The 17216-nt window shown below is 63.8% G+C and carries 17 protein-coding genes; 7 read left to right on the top strand and 10 right to left on the bottom strand.

From position 1 onward, the window contains the following. Positions 1-31: 31 nt before the first annotated feature. Both LDB29_RS08245 and LDB29_RS08240 read right to left on the bottom strand, forming a co-directional pair. Entirely contained in the window at positions 32-1708 is a 1677-nt protein-coding gene (locus LDB29_RS08245; RefSeq protein ID WP_037446394.1) for a SulP family inorganic anion transporter, read from the bottom strand. Then, positions 1705-2019: a helix-turn-helix domain-containing protein gene (locus tag LDB29_RS08240; RefSeq protein WP_030091389.1), complete on the bottom strand. Its 315-nt coding sequence runs from the start codon at positions 2017-2019 to the stop codon at positions 1705-1707. Before LDB29_RS08240 ends, LDB29_RS08245 begins: the two co-directional genes overlap by 4 nt. Before the next feature lie 408 nt (positions 2020-2427). Here LDB29_RS08240 and LDB29_RS08235 point away from each other — a divergent pair, with 408 nt between their 5' ends. From LDB29_RS08235 to zapE, 3 genes are all read left to right on the top strand, one after another. Continuing rightward, positions 2428-4005, top strand: coding sequence for a phosphoenolpyruvate carboxykinase (locus LDB29_RS08235; RefSeq protein ID WP_030091390.1), 1578 nt, complete (start codon positions 2428-2430; stop codon positions 4003-4005). Positions 4006-4051: 46 nt separating this feature from the next. Next, positions 4052-4489 (top strand): DUF983 domain-containing protein, encoded by a 438-nt coding sequence (locus tag LDB29_RS08230; RefSeq protein WP_051743820.1) that lies wholly within the window; start codon positions 4052-4054, stop codon positions 4487-4489. 103 nt (positions 4490-4592) lie between these two features. After that, complete coding sequence (zapE, locus tag LDB29_RS08225; RefSeq protein WP_051743818.1) at positions 4593-5768, top strand: cell division protein ZapE; 1176 nt, start codon at positions 4593-4595, stop codon at positions 5766-5768. A 233-nt stretch (positions 5769-6001) separates the two neighbouring features. Here zapE and LDB29_RS08220 read toward each other — a convergent pair whose 3' ends face one another. The 8 genes from LDB29_RS08220 to LDB29_RS08185 all read right to left on the bottom strand — a co-directional run bounded on the left by LDB29_RS08220 (position 6002) and on the right by LDB29_RS08185 (position 12329). Further along, a complete protein-coding gene (locus LDB29_RS08220) occupies positions 6002-6208 on the bottom strand; it encodes a hypothetical protein (protein WP_257556845.1) in 207 nt (68 codons plus the stop codon). Positions 6209-6466: 258 nt separating this feature from the next. Then, positions 6467-7816 carry an IS1380-like element ISSp1 family transposase gene (locus LDB29_RS08215; RefSeq protein ID WP_013039775.1) on the bottom strand — a complete coding sequence of 450 codons (1350 nt, stop codon included), beginning with the start codon at positions 7814-7816 and terminating at the stop codon, positions 6467-6469. A 78-nt stretch (positions 7817-7894) separates the two neighbouring features. Then, positions 7895-8068, bottom strand: coding sequence for a hypothetical protein (locus LDB29_RS08210; RefSeq protein WP_257556844.1), 174 nt, complete (start codon positions 8066-8068; stop codon positions 7895-7897). 85 nt (positions 8069-8153) lie between these two features. Continuing rightward, positions 8154-8633: a Dps family protein gene (locus LDB29_RS08205; RefSeq protein WP_021246237.1), complete on the bottom strand. Its 480-nt coding sequence runs from the start codon at positions 8631-8633 to the stop codon at positions 8154-8156. A gap of 22 nt (positions 8634-8655) precedes the next feature. Further along, positions 8656-9444: a TlpA disulfide reductase family protein gene (locus LDB29_RS08200; protein WP_030091394.1), complete on the bottom strand. Its 789-nt coding sequence runs from the start codon at positions 9442-9444 to the stop codon at positions 8656-8658. A gap of 12 nt (positions 9445-9456) precedes the next feature. Then, on the bottom strand, positions 9457-9567 hold the full coding sequence (cydX, locus tag LDB29_RS08195; protein WP_030091395.1) for a cytochrome bd-I oxidase subunit CydX: 111 nt from the start codon (positions 9565-9567) through the stop codon (positions 9457-9459). Between the two features lie 14 nt (positions 9568-9581). Beyond that, the gene (cydB, locus tag LDB29_RS08190; protein ID WP_030091396.1) at positions 9582-10730 is read right to left on the bottom strand and encodes a cytochrome d ubiquinol oxidase subunit II; all 1149 of its coding nucleotides are present in this window, start codon (positions 10728-10730) and stop codon (positions 9582-9584) included. A 12-nt stretch (positions 10731-10742) separates the two neighbouring features. Continuing rightward, complete coding sequence (locus LDB29_RS08185) at positions 10743-12329, bottom strand: cytochrome ubiquinol oxidase subunit I (protein ID WP_030091397.1); 1587 nt, start codon at positions 12327-12329, stop codon at positions 10743-10745. Positions 12330-12419: 90 nt separating this feature from the next. Here LDB29_RS08185 and cydD point away from each other — a divergent pair, with 90 nt between their 5' ends. The 4 genes from cydD to istB are packed head-to-tail and all read left to right on the top strand — an operon-like array spanning position 12420 to position 17212. Next, the gene (gene cydD, locus LDB29_RS08180; protein ID WP_030091398.1) at positions 12420-14003 is read left to right on the top strand and encodes a thiol reductant ABC exporter subunit CydD; all 1584 of its coding nucleotides are present in this window, start codon (positions 12420-12422) and stop codon (positions 14001-14003) included. After that, positions 14000-14896: a hypothetical protein gene (locus LDB29_RS08175; protein WP_257556835.1), complete on the top strand. Its 897-nt coding sequence runs from the start codon at positions 14000-14002 to the stop codon at positions 14894-14896. Before cydD ends, LDB29_RS08175 begins: the two co-directional genes overlap by 4 nt. Before the next feature lie 55 nt (positions 14897-14951). Beyond that, complete coding sequence (gene istA / locus LDB29_RS08170; protein WP_082430708.1) at positions 14952-16448, top strand: IS21 family transposase; 1497 nt, start codon at positions 14952-14954, stop codon at positions 16446-16448. Further along, on the top strand, positions 16445-17212 hold the full coding sequence (istB, locus tag LDB29_RS08165) for an IS21-like element helper ATPase IstB (RefSeq protein WP_054944222.1): 768 nt from the start codon (positions 16445-16447) through the stop codon (positions 17210-17212). The genes istA and istB overlap by 4 nt, the downstream gene beginning before the upstream one ends. Positions 17213-17216 lie beyond the last annotated feature (4 nt).

Genomic DNA, 17216 nt, shown 5'->3' with positions numbered 1-17216 from the left:
TGTTCGCCCGAACCGCAGCAGGGTGCGCCGATCAGTGCGGCTGAGTTTTGGGCGCTTCGAGCAAGCTGACCGCGAGCGACTGGGCGCTGGCGAAGTCCGCGGCATAGAAAAGCTTGTCCGAACCAGCTTCCAGGTGAACGCGCGCAAGCATCGACTTCGGTTGCGGCTGCACGCCGGACAACACGACCGTTGCGCCGGCGACGCGCGCTTGTTCGATGAACTGTTCGAGCGCCTGGACGCCGCTTGCATCGAGCAGGGGAACGAGCCGCATGCGCAGGATGATGACTTTGGGCGACTGACCGACGCGGCGCAGCGTATCGAGCAGTTCGCCTGCTACGCCGAAGAAGAACGGGCCGGTGATCCGGAACACCTCGACACCCTCCGGCAACGCGTCGCGCTGGTGAACGTCTTCGGAATCGAGATCGATGTCCTGCCGGCCGCTGCTGTCGACCTCGACAGCCTCGCTCATGCGGGCCATGAAGAGGAGCGAGGCCAGAGTTACGCCGACGCCGATTGCGACGGTGAGATCCACCAGTACCGTCAGGCCGAATGTCAGTAGCAGCACGGCCCGGTCGCTGTTGGGCATGTGCAGCAAGGCAATGAACCGCTCATATTCACTCATGCCCCAGGCGACCATGAACAGGATCGCGGCAAGCGCGGCCATGGGTACGAATGCCATCAGGTCCGTGGCGAACAGGATGAACAGAAGAAGGAACACGGCATGCATGATTCCGGCAACCGGGGTTCTGGCCCCGGAGCGGATATTGGTGGCGGTACGCGCAATCGCGCCCGTCGCGGGTAGCCCACCGAACAGGGCGGATCCGATATTGGCGACGCCCTGGCCGATCAATTCCTGGTTGGAGCGATGCCGCGTTCCGGCCATGCCATCGGCGACGACGGCCGACAGCAGGGCTTCGATGCCGGCGAGAAATGCAATGGTGAATGCCGAAGGCATCACCGCATTGATCTTGGCGAAGGTGAATTCCGGCAGGGACGGCATCGGCAGGCCGGAAGGAATGTCCGGGAAGCGGGAGCCGATAGTGTCGACCGGGAGCTTGAGCAGAGCGACGGCGAGGGAACTTACCACGACCGCGATCAGGAACCCGGGCAGTCTGGGCGCGAGTTTGCGCAGCACGATGATGGTCGCAAGTGCTCCGACCCCGACGCCTAGAGTTGCCCAACTGGTGCTCGGCAGAGCGGCGAGATAGGACTGCCATTTGGGCAGGAACTCAGCCGGGACCTCGGTCATCGAGAGCCCGAGGAAGTCCTTCACCTGACTCGAGGCAATGATAACGGCGATCCCCGCGGTGAATCCGGTGACGACCGGATGGGGGATGAATTTGATCATCTGCCCGAGGCGAAACGCACCGGCGGCAATGAGGATGATGCCTGCCAGGAGCGTCGCGATCAGCAGCCCATCATAGCCGTGCTGGGCGATAACATTGAAAATGACGACGACAAAGGCGCCCGTGGGTCCGCCGACCTGGACCCGCGATCCGCCGAGCGCGGAAATCAGGAACCCCGCCACCACGGCCGTGACAAGCCCCTTGTCGGGAGAAGCGCCGCTGGCGATGCCCAGGGCCATGGCAAGAGGCAGCGCGACGATCGCGACCGTCAGGCCCGCTATGGCGTCGGCGCGGAAGGTCTGAGCGGTGTACCCTTCGCGCAAGGTCGTGATGAGCTTGGGCGTATAGGCTTTCGCGCTCACCTGACCGGTTCCTCCGCCTTGTCATAGAGAAGCGACTGCCCCTGGCCGCCGGACTTTCCCGCGGTCGTTTCGCGCAGACGCACACCGCGGCCCACGCCCGTGCTGGGCGCATTCTCGCCCAGCAGTTCGATGCCTGCGCCTTCCAGCGCGGTGATCACCTTGACCAGCGTGTCGACCACACCGCGCACTTGGCCATCGGATGATTCCATGCGCTGGATGGTCGGCAGGGAGAGGCCGGCCAGCGCGGCGAGCTGGCGTTGATCAAGTCCGAGGAGGGCGCGCGCGGCGCGCATTTGCTGCGACGTGATCATGTTGGCTCCATGATGTTTAATACATCAAATATCACTCTTAACAAATTAGGAGGGAGTTGTATATGTGCATTGTACCGGATAATCGATCACACGCGCTTTGTCGGGGTGAGGTATTTCCGCGTCTGAGAAAGCCGATGGTCTTGAGGGCTGCGACCTTCGAGCCTCCAGATCGGAGATGAGCAAATGATCGTGGAGAAAAAGCACCGCCGCAAAGGTGCAGGTCGACAGGCGCCGCCATCGGATGCCCCGGCGGCGGCGAGTCCGGTGTCGCAACCCGATCGTCTTCGGCGCCCGAAGCTCAGGCTGAAACTTCCCGTCGGAACAGGTTCGGGCGACGCCCGATCCGCCTGCTTCCTTCCAACCCGATCCGAAAGGCCACACAGCAAAATCACGCAGATCCCCGCAGCTTTGGACATCACGGTCAAATCCGGTGGGACGCTTCACGAAAATCTCGATACGCCCGAACTCGTCGAGATCGCCTTGCGGCGCGGTGAAGGCCGCCTGTCCGAGCATGGCGCCTTCGTGGTTGAAACCGGAAAACATACCGGCCGTTCGGCCCAGGACAAATTCATCGTCCGTGATGAGGTCACCAGGGATGATGTCTGGTGGGGGGCTTCCAACAAGCCGATGTCGGAAGAAGCCTTCGCCAATCTGCGCGAGGATTTCCTCAAGCATCTTGCCGCACTCGACGACGTCTTCGTCCAGGATCTGTTCGGCGGCTCGCAGCCGGAATTCCGTGTCGGAGTCCGGGTCGTCACGGAACTGGCCTGGCACTCGCATTTCGTGCGCACCATGCTGGTTAGGCCGACGGCGGATGAACTCACGCATTTCACGGCGGATTACACCATCATCGACTTGCCCGGCTTCCGCGCCGATCCCGAACGCCATGGCTGCCGGTCGGAAACCATCATCGCGATCGATTTCACCCACCGGCTGATCCTGATCGGCGGCACCGGCTATGCCGGCGAGATGAAGAAGGCGGTGTTCTCGGTGCTGAACTATGTGCTGCCGCAAAAGGGCGTCATGCCGATGCATTGTTCGGCGAACATCGGTCCCGATGGCGACACCGCGATCTTCTTCGGCCTCTCGGGCACCGGCAAGACCACTTTGTCCGCTGATGTTTCGCGCACGCTGATCGGCGACGACGAGCATGGCTGGTCGGACAGCGCCGTCTTCAATTTCGAAGGCGGCTGCTACGCCAAGATGATCCGTCTCTCGGCCGAGGCGGAGCCTGAAATCCATGCGACCACCCGCCGCTTCGGTACGATCCTCGAGAATGTCGTCATGGATCCGGAAACCCGCGCACTCGACCTCGACGACGCCTCGCTCGCCGAGAACAGCAGGGGCGCCTATCCGATCCACTTCATCCCCAATGCCTCCGCCGAGAACATGGGGCCGGTGCCGAAGAACATCATCATGCTGACGGCCGATGCCTTCGGCGTGCTCCCGCCCATCGCGAAGCTAACGCCCGAACAGGCGATGTATCATTTCCTGTCCGGCTACACAGCCAAGGTCGCGGGCACCGAACTCGGTGTCACCGAACCCGAAGCGACGTTCTCGACCTGCTTTGGCGCGCCGTTCATGCCGCGGCATCCCAGCGTCTACGGCAATCTGCTTCGCAAGCGTATCGCCGCGGGGAATGTCGATTGCTGGCTGGTCAACACCGGCTGGACCGGCGGCCAATATGGAACGGGATCGCGGATGCCGATCAAGGTGACGCGCGCACTGCTCAATGCTGCGCTTTCCGGGACTCTCGAAGGCGCACAGTTCCGCACCGATCCCAACTTCGGCTTCGTGGTCCCCGTTGCTGTAGAGGGTGTGGATTCGAGTATTCTCGACCCGCGTTCCACCTGGGCTGATGGGGCCGCCTATGACGGCACGGCGCGTTCCCTGGTCGACCGCTTCAAGCGCAACTTCACGCAGTTTGTCGCTCATGTCGACGAAAGCATCCGCGCGGCGGCCCCTCCCGGATGGTTCGATGCCTGACCTCATCCGGTTCCCCTTTGACAAGTTTCACGAAAAGCCAGAATCCATGCCCGCTCATGAACAGGGATCGGTAACCGGCAAGCTTGTCTTGCCGGTCACAGGTTGGGCCGCGATCCTGCGCGGGTTGCGCGGGCGATGCCCCCGGTGCGGCGAGGCGCGCCTGTTCATGCGGTTCCTGAAACCGATCCCTCATTGCCCGCAATGCGGCCAGGACTGGACGCATCAGCAAGCTGATGATTTCCCGGCCTATGTCTCGATCTTCGTGACGGGGCATCTGATGGCGCCGCTCATTATCGCCGTGACCAGTCGCGCGGAAATGTCCGTGCCGATGTTGATGGCGATCCTGCTTCCGTTGGCGTTGCTCCTGATGGTCGGGCTGCTTCAGCCCGCCAAGGGAGCCATCATTGCCTTGCAGTGGTGGTTCGGCATGCATGGGTTTCGCAGGGAACGCCCGGGAGCAATTCCGGACGACGCCGATACATGATCTTCAGCTTCGGCCGTGGCCAGTCTCGAGATTGACCAGGGTATGAGGCTGTCGGGCCGATGCGCGACTTCTCAAATTCAACTTTTTGCCGGAGAACTTTGTCTTGCCTCAGAGCAAAGTCCTGACGCGTTACGTGAACGCCATTTCAACGGGTCAGCTGCGCCCTGACGACGCCCAGCGGCAGGTCGCTCTGCGTTTCGGCAAGGCGGTTGCGGAATTGGAAGCACAGGCGCGCCGTCAGGGCCTCCTGTCGCGTTTCGTCAGGCGCAAACCCGATCCCGTGCGGGGAGTCTATCTCTGGGGAGGGGTCGGCCGCGGCAAATCGATGCTGATGGATCTCTTCTTCGACTGCGTCGAGATCGCCGGGAAACGGCGCGTCCACTTCCACGAGTTCATGCAGGAGGTGCATGACCGGCTACGCTCCGAACGCGCCAAGGAGACCGGCGATCCGATATTGCCGGTCGCCGATGCCATCGCGGCCGAAGCGCGGCTGATCGCCTTCGACGAAATGATCGTAACCAATTCGGCTGACGCGATGATCCTGTCGAGGCTGTTTACCCGGATCATCGGACATGGCGTTACCGTGGTCGCTACATCCAACCGGCCGCCTCAGGACCTCTACAAGAACGGCCTCAACCGCGAACATTTTCTGCCATTCATCGCGCTCCTCAAGGATCGGCTCGATGTGCTCACCCTGGATGGGCCGACTGACTATCGCATGCAGCGCCTTGGAGGGTTCCAGACCTGGCACGTGCCCAATGGCGATGCGGCGACGGAAGCCCTGAGCCGGGCGTTCTTCCGGTTGACCGATTTTCCGGTCGAGGACCGGGAGCATGTTCCCTCCGAAACACTGGCAATCAAGGGCGGACGAGAACTGTTCGTGCCCAAGTCGCTGAAAGGCGTGGCCGTCTTCTCATTCAAGCGGCTATGCGGCGAACCGCGCGGCATTCCCGATTATCTTGCATTGGCCTACCGCTATCACACCGTGATCCTGGTCGGGATCCCCGTTCTCGACGCAAACCGGAAATCGGAAGCGGCGCGATTCAAGACACTGATCGACGCCTTCTATGAAAATGGCGTCAAGCTGCTGGCTTCCGCCGATCGCGAACCCGACGCGCTGTATTGCGCGGCAGACGACGCCTTCGAGTTCGAGCGGACGATCTCGCGCCTCAACGAAATGGGATCGCAGGACTATCTCGCCCGCGGTCATGGAGTGAGCGACGAGGTCGCGCTCGCCGAGGTTCAGCGTCCATCGAGAACACAAAGGCTTATGGAATGATTCCGAAACCGGATCTCAAGCCGGCAGTCCGAAACAGCGATGTCTATCTGAACAGACGTGATGTGTGCCTCGCCGAGGCGAAGGAAATGTACGAGAAAGCGCAGCTGTTCGAGGAACGCCAAAGGCGCTGACGCCGACAGGTCATGCCTCGCGCCCTCTGTCGATGCCATCCACCGTCGATTACGGATCCCAAAAGCAGCCTGTGCCTGAGTGATCGCGATTGAGGGAGGCCGTCACGAACGGCGATCGCGTTCCCGCTCCAGGCATTGCCTGAAAGCTGGAAGGTGGCGCTCGCGCGAGGCGGCCTGCAGGTTTTCCATCACCTGGCGCGCCGCGGGGTCGTCGACCATCGGGATCAGCCGGTCGTAAAGCGCGATATTCTCGATCTCGCCCTGGACCGCGCTTTCGCAAGCCTGCGCGAGAGAAGCTGGTGCCGCCACTTTCCCCGTCCATGGATCGGGCGGTACGTCGATGCCCAGCCGGGCAAGCTGGCGCTCAAGTGCGGCGGCATGGCGCTGTTCGGCCTCTATCCTCTCTTATTCACGACGCTCGGTTTCGGGCCCGCTCTGGGCATTTGCTGCGGCTGGCTGTATTGCGCGGACGACCGGCATCGCTGGCGTTTGTTTCACCGCATTCGGATTGATGGGCTTTTCGGGTTGAAGGGCTGGGCTCGGAGTTCTGCGGCGCTGCCGCATGGGCTACGTCGGCGCAGGCTTCAGCCGGAGAACGAGGGCGCGGAACAGGTCGGCATCCGGACAGGCGGAAGCGAAGGCAATGCGGATGCGGCTAGCACTTTCTACGACGCGCGCAGCGACCTTGAGCAGCCGCAGGCGCAAGGTGGTAAACTCCGCGCTTGCCAGAGCAGCGGTCCTGGGCATCGCCTGCTGGATGCGCCATAGCAGCCAGTATGCGGCAGTGTGCAGTATCAGGCGCATCTGATTGGCATTGGCCGAGCGGCACGAGGTTCGGTCGCTGGCGAGCTGGGACTTGTGGCGCTTGATCAGGTTCTCGGCCTGACCACGCGCGCAGTAGAGCGTGTCGTAGATGTGCTCGGCCGATCCTGTTGCCAACGAGGTGACGACATAGCGGATGTCCATGCCCAGCGTGCTGGCCTCGATCCGTGCAACGACGCGACGCTGGCACTTCCAGGTCTTTGCCCCATAGCGGGTCTCGGCATAGTTGCGCAGGACGGGACACTGACGCTGGGCGCGCTTGACCGCGCAGGCATCGGCGACCGCAACAATGGCGGGATCGGCGCGCAGCGCTGAATTGGTGGGCAGGCCGAACACGTAATCGACGCGGGCCGCATCGCAGTAGGCCATGACCTCGGGTCGACCATAGTGCCCGTCGCCGCGGATAGTGATGTGGGTATCGGGCCAATTACGGCGCAGGTGACGCACCAGGCGTCGGATGTGCCCCGCCGCCTCCTTTCCAGAAGGCGTCTTGCCTGTGCGCAGCAGCATGGCCACCGGCCTGCCGGTCGCGGTGTCGTAGATATGGATCGGTAGGAAGCAGCGCTCCCCATGATGCCCGTTCCAGAACGAGAGCTGTTGATAGCCATGCACGACGTCGCACGTGTCGTCGATATCCAGCGTGACCGCTGTCGGAGGGGCGGGATAGCTGGCGCAGTAGATGTCGATCATCGCGGCCATCATGCTGGCCAGTTCGCGCGTAGTCGGTGCATTTTCCCACCGGCTCATCGTCGGTTGGCTGGCCAGCCCCGCGCCCGATTCCGGCAGCTTGCCGAGCGCCAGGCGGAAGCCTGGATCGTCGCGCAGAGCATCGAGATCATCGGCATCCTCATAGCCGCACGCAATCGCGAACACACGGGCACGCAGAATGTCATCCAGGCGATGGATCACCCGCGCTGGATCGCGCGGATCGGCAATACAAGCCGCCAGGCGCTGGCAAATCCCCATCGCGCGCTCGGCCTGTGCAAGCAGTAGAACACCGCCATCCGAGGTAAGCCGGCCACCGTCGAACGCAGCTGTGATTTTCTTGCGGCCGACTGCTGGGAATCCAAATGAGCTTGCGATATCATCGTTCATGGCGGGTGTGGCCCGTGGCATTTTCTGCCCTGCGGCAGGTTCGGCTTAGACACCCAGTTCCTAATTCAGATCAGAGGCTTACGCCACTCCCGCCAACCCTTCAGGACACTTTTGGTGAATAAGGCGGGCTATGATGTTGGAAAAGGGCCGGACAGGGCCGAACTTTTCGATCACGGCGGCATAGGTCGCCTCCGCCTTCCGCTCGTCTTCGAGCGCATCGAGGAGGATGTTTGCCAGCTTTGACGTAGCCAAGGTCTCGTCCTTTCAATGGCGGCAGTTCGCTAACGGCCCCGGCCTCGCAGAGATTGCGCGGCCGGGGCCAGTCGTTGAGCGTGTCTTACTCTTCGAGCAGGGCGCGCAGCATCCATGCGGCCTGCTCATGCACGCCGATCCGTTGGGTGAGCAGGTCCGCGGTCGGCTCGTCGCTCGCCTTCTCGACCAGAGGGAACAGCGTGCGCGCCGTGCGGGCGGCCGCTTCATGCCCCTTGGCGAGGATGTCGACCATGTCGAGCGCCTTCGGCGGCACTTCCGGCGCGTCGGGCAGGGAACTGAGTTTGGCGAACTGCGCGTAGGAACCGGGTGCGGGCTGTCCGAGCGAGCGGATGCGTTCGGCGATCGGGTCGATCGCGTTCCACAACTCGGTATATTGCGTCATGAACATGGCATGGAGGCTGTTGAACATCGGCCCGGTCACGTTCCAGTGAAAGTTGTGCGAGGTCAGATAGAGAGTGTAGGTGTCCGCCAGGAGGCGGCTCAGGCCTTCGCAAATCGCAACCCGATCTTCCTCGCCGATTCCAATATTCACTTGTCTGGTCATGGTCTTCTCCTTGATCGAAACTCTACTTCAGATCGCGTAGTCCCGCGAGCAGGGCGGCCCGCGAGATTTCACCGACATGGAGCGCACGGATCACGCCTTTGCTGTCGACGAACAGCGTCGCGGGAAGCCCGGCCGAGCCGGTCGCGGCAGCTATGCGCAGGTCGCGGTCGAGATGGACGTGCGCCGCTTCAAGGCGCTTGCTGTCCAGCCACGCACGTACGTTGTCTGCATCCTCGCCCTGATTGACAAGCAGGATCGGCACGGCCGAGTGTGCCGCTTCTACGACCATCATCGGCATTTCACGCTGGCACGGCGGGCACCAGGTTGCCCAGAGATTGACGACGAACGGCTTGCCCCGGCGATCGTCGAGCAGGCTCGTTCCGCTGTCCAGCGACTGGAGAACGATTCCTTGCGGTAGAGGTCGCTGCGCCGAGGCAAGGGCCGCTGCCGTGGCGCCGGATGTGACCGCGACGCAGCCCGCGAAGACGAGTGTCAAAGGTGCTAGGGCGCGAGATCGCCGTAGTGACACGCCCAGCACGATTGCGGCAGTCACCAGACCGGGGAGCGGCGAGAAACCTCCTTGCCAGACATAGAGGATGGTTGCGGGTTCGATGGCGAAGGCATGCCAGTTCTGCGCCACAAAACCCGCGCGAGCTGCAACGAGGCCAGCGAGCAATGCCCGCCACGCGGCCGTATCGCAATCCACGCCGCGACGGCGGCCTATCCAGTTCGCCGCCGCCAGGAAGGCGATGATCCCGAGAATCGCGAACAGCCGTTCCAACGCGAGCGCGAGAGGGCCGATGGCAATCATGATCCGTCGCGGTCAGGCCGCAATGTCCTCATCGGGATCGGCGTGGAATTCATGCCACATGCCGTTGAGGATACCGAACCCGACGGCGAGGCCCACGCCCAGAATCCAACTGAAATACCACATGGAAAGTCGTCCTTTCAGTAATAGTCGGGGTTGGTGTCGACATCGCGCAGCGTGATGCGGCCGAACAGGACCTTGTAGACCCAGGCGGTGTAGAGCAGGATGATCGGCAGGAAGATCACCGTCACGGCCAGCATGATGAACAAAGTCACATGGCTGGACGAGGCGTTCCAGACCGTCAGGCTCGAGGCCGGGTCGATCGAACTGGGCAGGATGAACGGGAACATCGAGAGGCCCACGGTCGCGATGATGCCGATCGCGCCGATCGATGAGCCGCCAAAGGCCAGAACCTCGCGGCCCTTGCGGATGCCGATCCACGCCAGCAGCGGCCCCGCGAAGCCGAGGATCGGGGCGATCAGCATCCAGGGATGGGCGCCATAATTGTTGAGCCAGGCCCCCGGCGCCGCGACCGTTCCCGACAGCAGCGGATTGGACGGGCCGAGCGGATCGGCCGCATGGGTCAGGCGGAAGCCCATGCCCATTTTCGCGACCATGACCCCGCCCAGCGCGAACAGCAGGATCGACGCGACCGCCGCGACCTTGCCGAAGGCGCGCGCGCGGTCATGCACGACGCCGCGTTCGATCTTGATCGCAAGCCAGCTCGCGCCGTGCAGCACGATCATGGCGACCGAGAGCAGCCCGGCGACCAGCGAGAACGGATGGAACAGGCCGAGCAGGCTGCCCTCGTAGAAGGAGCGCAGATCGCTATCGAGCCGGAAGGGGATGCCGGTCAGGACATTGCCGACCGCGACGCCGAACACCAGCGCAGGCACGAACCCGCCGACGAACAGCGCCCAATCCCAGCGCGAGCGCCATGTGGCATCGGGCTTCTTCGAGCGGTATTTGAAGCCCACGGGCCGCAGGATGAGCGCGGCGAGGACGAGGAACATGGCCAGATAGAAGCCCGAGAAGCTGACCGCATAGACGAACGGCCAGGCCGCGAAGATCGCGCCGCCGCCGAGGATGAACCAGACCTGGTTGCCTTCCCAGGTCGCGCCGATCGAGTTGATGACGAGACGCCGTTCGGCGTCGGTCTTCGCGACGAAGGGCAGCAGCGCGGCGGTGCCGAGGTCGAAGCCGTCGGTGAGAGTGAAGCCGATCAGGAGGACGCCCATCAGCAGCCACCAGATCAGCCGGAGCGTTTCATAGTCGATGGGAGGTGCCATGACCTGTTCTCCTTATTCGGCAGGGATGGGCGCGTAGCCGCTGTGGGTTTCGGGGGATGGCGCCGGAGGCCGATGCTGGTCCGGTCCCTTGCGGATTGCCGCCAGCATCAGCCGCACTTCGATGACGGCGAGCGCGCCATAGATCACCGTGAACCCGATGATCGTCGTCCAGAGCTGCGCGACGGTCAGGCTCGAGGCGGCAAGGAACGTCGGCAGAACGCCATCGATCGCCCAGGGCTGGCGGCCGATCTCGGCCAGGATCCAGCCAAATTCGATGGCGATCCACGGCAGCGGGATGACCCAGACCGCCGCGCGCAGGAAGGTGCGGCAGAAGCGGCTGTCGCAGTTCAGCTTGCGGATCGAAGCCATCCAGAAGGCGGCGCCGAAGAAGGCGATGAAGAAGAAGCCGAGGCCGGCCATCACCCGGAACACCCAGAACATCACCGGGACATTGGGCACGGTCGACCATGCGGCCTTTTCGATGTCCTGGGGCGTGGCTTGCCGCGGATCGGCGACGAAGCGTTTCAGCAGCAGGGCATAGCCAAGATCGGCCTTGGCTTCCTCGAATGCCTCGCGCGCGACCATGTCCTTCTGGTCCACCTTCAGCTTTTCCACCGCATCATAGGCCTTGATGCCGTTCTCGATGCGGTCCTGCGCCCTGGCGACCAGTTCGAAGATGCCGGAGACTTCGCCCGTCAGGCTGCGCGTGGAGATGAGACCGAGCACATAGGGGATCTTGACCTCGAAATAGGTCTCGCGGTCGGCGACGCTGGGAAAGCCGACAACGGCAATGCCCGCGGGCGCGGGCTCAGTGTGCCACATGGCCTCGAGCGCGGCGAGCTTCATCTTCTGGTTATCGGTCAGCGCGTAGCCGCTTTCGTCGCCGAGCACGACGACCGACAGCGACGAGGCAAGGCCGAAGGCGGCGGCGACCGTGAAGCTGCGCCGCGCGACCGCGACCCACTTGCCCTTGAGCAGATACCAGGCCGAGACGCCCAGCACGAAAACGGAGGCGCAGACATAGCCCGCGCTCACCGTATGGACGAACTTCGCCTGCGCGACCGGATTGAACAGCACCGCCATGAAGTCGGAGACTTCCATCCGCATCGTTTCGGGATTGAAGCGCGATCCCACCGGATTCTGCATCCAGCCATTGGCGACGAGGATCCACAGCGCCGATAGGTTCGAGCCGAGAGCCACCATGAAGGTGGTGAGCAGATGCCCGACCCTGGACAGCTTGTCCCATCCGAAGAACATGAGGCCCACGAACGTCGCTTCGAGGAAGAAGGCCATCAGCCCTTCGATGGCGAGCGGCGCGCCGAAGATGTCGCCGACATAATGCGAATAGTAGGACCAGTTGGTGCCGAACTGGAATTCCATGGTAATGCCGGTAGCGACGCCCAGCACGAAGTTGATACCGAACAGCTTGCCCCAGAAGCGCGTGACGGTGCGCCAGATCTCACGGCCCGTCATCACATAGATGCTCTCCATGATGACGAGGATGAAGGAGAGGCCGAGCGTCAGGGGGACGAACAGGAAATGGTAGAGAGCCGTCAGGGCGAATTGGAGGCGTGAAAGCTCGATCACAGCCATGTCCATGGCAAGACTCCTTGCGTTCCGGCCCGGCTTCCATGGGTGTCCTGAGTCGGTTGAAAAGATTATGATTATTCGTTACTCGTAATTGAGTATATGAGCAACCCGTTAGATAGACAGGCTGCGGCCCTTTTCTGGATCGGCGACAGCGGCGCGGCGATCCTCATGGCGGCGGCGCTGGCCGGAGCCGTGGCATCAATGGAGCAAGGGGCGGGGCAGGGCCATCTTGCGCTTGCCGCGGGCGGACTGATAGCCGCCGCCCTGCTTCGCGCCGGGATGCAGATCGGTGCGACCAACGCCGGCGAAGCGGCTGCTATGCGCGTCAAGACGAACTGGCGCCAGCGGGTGTATCCAGGCATTCTCGTCGCCGCGCCGGGGGATCGCCGGATGCTGGGCGAGGCGGTCGCCGATGCCGTCGACCGGATCGAGGACCTGGGCGGCTTCCATGCCCGCTTCCTGCCGCTGCGCCGCGCCGCGGTCCTGTCCCCGCTCATAATCGCGATTGCTGCCGTATTTGGGAGCTGGGTCGCCGGCGTGATCATGCTCGCGACGCTGATTCCCTTTGCCATGGGCATGGCGCTCGCAGGAACGGCGGCCGCGCGGGCCGCCGCGCGCCAGCTCGATGCGCTGAGTCGCCTGTCGGGCCTGTTCGTCGACCGGGTGCGCGCGCTCCCGGTGATCGTCGCCTTCGCCGCGCAGGACCGTATCGGCCGCCACCTTGCCGACGCTACCCGCGAGGTCGCCGCGCGCACGATCGATGTGCTCAAGGTCGCCTTCGTGTCGAGCGCGATCATCGAGTTCTTCGCGGCGCTGTCGGTGGCGCTGGTCGCGCTCTATTGCGGCTTCAACCTGCTCGGCATCCTGCCCTTTCCGGCTCCCGAAAAGCTGACCCTGGGCCAAGCCCTGTTTGTTCTTGTCCTCGCGCCGGAATTCTATCTTCCCATGCGCCGCCTTGCCGCCGCCTATCACGACAAGCAGGTCGGGGAGGCTGCGGTGGAACGCCTTGAAGCGCTCGCGCCCGCTTCTCCGCCCGCGCCGAAACCCGCGATCGAAGGGCCGCCAGCGCTGCGCTTTGACGGCGTGGTGATCGACTATGGCGAGACGGCCATCGGTCCCTTCACGCTGGATATCCCGGCGGGCACCAGCCTTGCCCTGCGCGGAAGCACCGGGGTCGGCAAATCGAGCCTGCTCCATGCGCTGCTGGGGCTGGCCCCCATTGGTGGGGGACGGATTCTGGTTGACGGCCGGGATGCGGCCGAGGTTGCGCTTCCCGGCCATGTCGGCTGGGCGGGCCAGACGGTTGCGTTCGTCCCGGGCACGCTGGCCGACAATATCCGTCTTGCGCGTCCCGATGCCGACGATGCGGCAGTCGAAGCCGTGGCCCATCTGGCAGGCCTTGGGCCGATGATCGAAGCGCGCGGACAGGGATTGGCCTTGCCGCTCGATCATCGCGGGTCGGGCCTGTCCGGTGGGGAACGCCGGCGCGTCGGCATCGCGCGCGTGTTGCTCAAGGACGCGCCGCTCTGGCTGCTCGACGAACCGACCGCGGATCTCGACGCGGGATCGGCGGCCGACATCGCCGGGATACTGGCGTCCGCCGCAAAGGGCCGCACGGTCCTGATAGTGACGCACAGCGCCGAGCTGGCCGCGATCGCCACCAAAGAAATGGTGCTTTCATGAGCCGCGCGGATATGGACCTGCTGCTCGCTGAAGCTATCGGCCCCGAACGCCGCGCCTTCCGAATCGCGGGCTTGCTTGCCTCCGCTGCGACAATCGCCGCGGTCCTGCTGCTGGGCCTGTCTGGATGGTTCATCACCGGCGCGGCACTGGCCGGGCTGGGCGGCGTGTTGGCCGCGCAGGGTTTCAACTACCTGGTGCCGAGCGCGATGATCAGGCTGCTCGCGATCGTAAGGACGACGGCGCGTTACGGCGAACGGCTCTATGGCCACCGCGCGGCCTTGATGGCGCTCGCCGCGGTTCGCGCGCGCCTGTTCGACCGCATCCTGTCGGTGCGCGACGTGCGGGCCGTATCGGCGGGCGATGCCGTGACGCGGCTCGTGCAGGACATCGGCGCGCTGGAGGACAATCTGGTCCGTAAGCCGGCATTGCCCGCCGCGTTCGCCGGCGCTGCCATCGGCCTTGCCCTTGCGTGGCTGGCCAGCCCCTGGACGAGCCTTGCCTTGCTGGCGTTGCTTGCCGGTCTTGTCCTCTGGGCGCATCTGGCGACCCCCCGCCTGCTGGCGAGCGCCGCGACCGATATGGCGGAGGCGCTGGCGCGGCTCAAGGCGAGCATGGTGGACTATGCCGCCGCTTCGCCCGAAATCCTTGCCTACGATCTCGCTCCGGCGATCGGGCGAAGCCTCGCGGTCGAGACGGCCGAGTTGGACAGCGCGCGACCTCGGTTCGCGCGCGGCGAAGCGATCATCGATGCGGGCCTCGTGTTGGGTGGGGGCATCGCCATGGGCGCGATGCTGATCTTCTCCCATGCCTCCCTGCCGGTGACGGTCCTTGAGAACGGCGGTGCAAAATTAGACCACGGTGGCGGCGGCGAAGTGCTGCTGCGGGCGGCGTAAAAGTCGTCCACTTTGCCTTCTTTGCGCGAGCAGGGAGGGCGTGGAGATATATACCGTGGATCTTTACCTGAAGGTGCGTCTTGCTTGCGCGGGCGGCATGAGCCAGCGTGAGGCGGCGAAGCATTTCAACGTATCGCGCGACACGGTCCGCAAGATGCTGTCGTATTCGGAGCCCCCCGGTTACCGCCGGACGGCGGCGGTGCGGCGGCCCAAGCTGGAAGCGTTCGTTCCGATCATCGATGCATGGCTTGATGGTGACCGTCAGGTTCCGCGCAAGCAGCGTCATACGGCGAAGCGGGTATTTGACCGCCTTCGCGAAGAGCACGGTTTCACCGGCGGCTACACGATCATCAAGGATTACATCCGACAGCGCGAGCAGCGCAGCCGGGAGATGTTCGTGCCGCTGGCGCATGCGCCCGGCCATGCCCAGGCAGATTTTGGTGAGGCCATGGTCGAGATCGGCGGTGTTGTGCAGAAGGCGCATTTCTTCGTGCTCGATCTACCGCACAGCGACGCCTGCTACGTGCGCGCCTATCCCGCTGCCGTTGCCGAGGCATGGATGGACGGCCACGTGCACGCCTTCGCGTTTTTCGGCGCGGTGCCGCTGTCGATCGTCTACGATAACGACCGCTGCCTGGTCTCGAAGATCCTGCCCGACGGCACGAGGCAGCGCGCCCGGCTGTTCAGCGGCTTCCTGTCGCATTACCTGATCCGCGATCGTTACGGCCGTCCCGGCAGGGGGAACGACAAAGGCAGTGTTGAAGGGCTGGTCGGTTATGCTCGCCGCAACTTCATGGTGCCGATCCCCCGGTTCGCGACGTGGGAGGCGTTCAACCTGTGGCTCGAGGAGCAATGCCGCAAGCGTCAGAACGACCGGCTGCGGGGCGAGAGCGAGACGATCGGCGAGAGGCTGAAGCGCGATCTGGCGGCGATGCAGGAACTGCCGGCTGCCCCGTTCGAGGCTTGTGACCAGACCAGCGGCCAGGTCTCGTCGCAGGCGCTGGTGCGTTACCGGACCAATGATTACTCGGTGCCGGTGCGCTTCGGCCATCAGGAGGTATGGATCCGGGGCTATGTCGGCGAGGTGGTGATCGGCTGCCGGGGCGAGGTCATTGCCCGTCATGTGCGCAGCTACGAGCGCGAGGACGTGATCTTCGATCCCATCCATTACCTTCCCCTGATCGAACAGAAGATCAATGCGCTCGATCAGGCAGCGCCCCTGCAAGGCTGGCACCTGCCCGAAGCGTTTGCAACGCTGCGCCGCCTCATGGAAGCTCGTATGGGCAAGCATGGTCGGCGCGAGTATGTGCAGGTGCTGCGTCTGCTGGAGAGCTTCACGCTTGCCGATCTGCATGCGGCCGTAAAGCAGGCTCTCGATATCGGGGCGATCGGCTTTGATGCCGTGAAGCATCTCCTGCTGTGCCGGGTGGAGCGCCGACCACCCCGATTGGACATGGCGATCTATCCCTATCTGCCCAGAGCCAGGGTGGAGACGACATCGGCGCGCTCCTACATGCAGTTGCTCTCGGGCGATGCGAAGGATGCGGCATGAGCAGTCCGTCCCCCGAGCTGTTACTGGCCAGCCACCTCAAGACGCTCAAGCTACCAACCTTCCTGCGCGAGCATGACAAGCTGGCCCGGCGATGCGCGGCCGAGGGCGCAGATCACGTCCGCTACCTTGCCCGGCTTGTCGAACTGGAGCTGATCGACCGGGAACGCCGGATGGTCGAGCGCCGGATCAAGGCTGCGAAGTTCCCGGCCGCCAAGAGCCTCGACAGCTTCGACTTTGCCGCGATCCCCAAGCTCAACAAGATGCAGGTGCTGGAACTGGCACGCTGCGACTGGATCAACCGCCGCGAGAACGTCATAGCCCTTGGTCCCTCGGGAACCGGCAAGACCCATGTGGCGATCGGCCTCGGCCTTGCCGCCTGCCAGAAGGGCCTGACGGTCGGCTTCACCACCGCGTCCGCGCTGGTCAGCGCGATGATGGAGGCACGCGACGAACGCCGCCTTCTGCGCCTCCACAAGCAAATGGCCGGATACAAGCTCCTCATCATCGATGAACTGGGGTTCGTGCCGCTCTCGAAAACCGGCGCGGAACTGCTGTTCGAGCTGATCTCGCAGCGTTACGAGCGCGGCTCGACGCTGATCACCAGCAACTTGCCGTTCGACGAGTGGACCGAAACGTTCGGCTCCGAGCGCCTGACAGGCGCGCTCCTCGACCGGCTTACCCACCACGTCTCCATACTCGAGATGAACGGAGAGAGCTATCGTCTGGCCCAAAGCCAGGCGCGCAAGGCACGCTCCAACCCCTGACAGA

Origin of the sequence: Sphingobium sp. CFD-2, from assembly GCF_024611135.1 — a bacterium.
GTDB classification, from domain to species: Bacteria; Pseudomonadota; Alphaproteobacteria; order Sphingomonadales; family Sphingomonadaceae; genus Sphingobium; species Sphingobium fuliginis.
The sequence above is the reverse complement of the archived record's forward strand: the minus strand, read 5'-3'. Positions and strand labels throughout refer to the sequence as shown.

Excerpts from the sequence above, each read along its gene's own strand:
- LDB29_RS08175 (WP_257556835.1), top strand. The coding sequence starts at position 14,000 with ATGAGCCGCGCGGATATGGACCTGCTGCTCGCTGAAGCTATCGGCCCC.
- cydB (WP_030091396.1), bottom strand. The coding sequence starts at position 10,730 with ATGGCACCTCCCATCGACTATGAAACGCTCCGGCTGATCTGGTGGCTG.
- LDB29_RS08215 (WP_013039775.1), bottom strand. The coding sequence starts at position 7,816 with ATGAACGATGATATCGCAAGCTCATTTGGATTCCCAGCAGTCGGCCGC.
- istB (WP_054944222.1), top strand. The coding sequence starts at position 16,445 with ATGAGCAGTCCGTCCCCCGAGCTGTTACTGGCCAGCCACCTCAAGACG.
- LDB29_RS08230 (WP_051743820.1), top strand. The coding sequence starts at position 4,052 with ATGCCCGCTCATGAACAGGGATCGGTAACCGGCAAGCTTGTCTTGCCG.
- LDB29_RS08185 (WP_030091397.1), bottom strand. The coding sequence starts at position 12,329 with ATGGACATGGCTGTGATCGAGCTTTCACGCCTCCAATTCGCCCTGACG.
- LDB29_RS08240 (WP_030091389.1), bottom strand. The coding sequence starts at position 2,019 with ATGATCACGTCGCAGCAAATGCGCGCCGCGCGCGCCCTCCTCGGACTT.
- cydX (WP_030091395.1), bottom strand. The coding sequence starts at position 9,567 with ATGTGGTATTTCAGTTGGATTCTGGGCGTGGGCCTCGCCGTCGGGTTC.
- LDB29_RS08200 (WP_030091394.1), bottom strand. The coding sequence starts at position 9,444 with ATGATTGCCATCGGCCCTCTCGCGCTCGCGTTGGAACGGCTGTTCGCG.
- cydD (WP_030091398.1), top strand. The coding sequence starts at position 12,420 with ATGAGCAACCCGTTAGATAGACAGGCTGCGGCCCTTTTCTGGATCGGC.
- LDB29_RS08205 (WP_021246237.1), bottom strand. The coding sequence starts at position 8,633 with ATGACCAGACAAGTGAATATTGGAATCGGCGAGGAAGATCGGGTTGCG.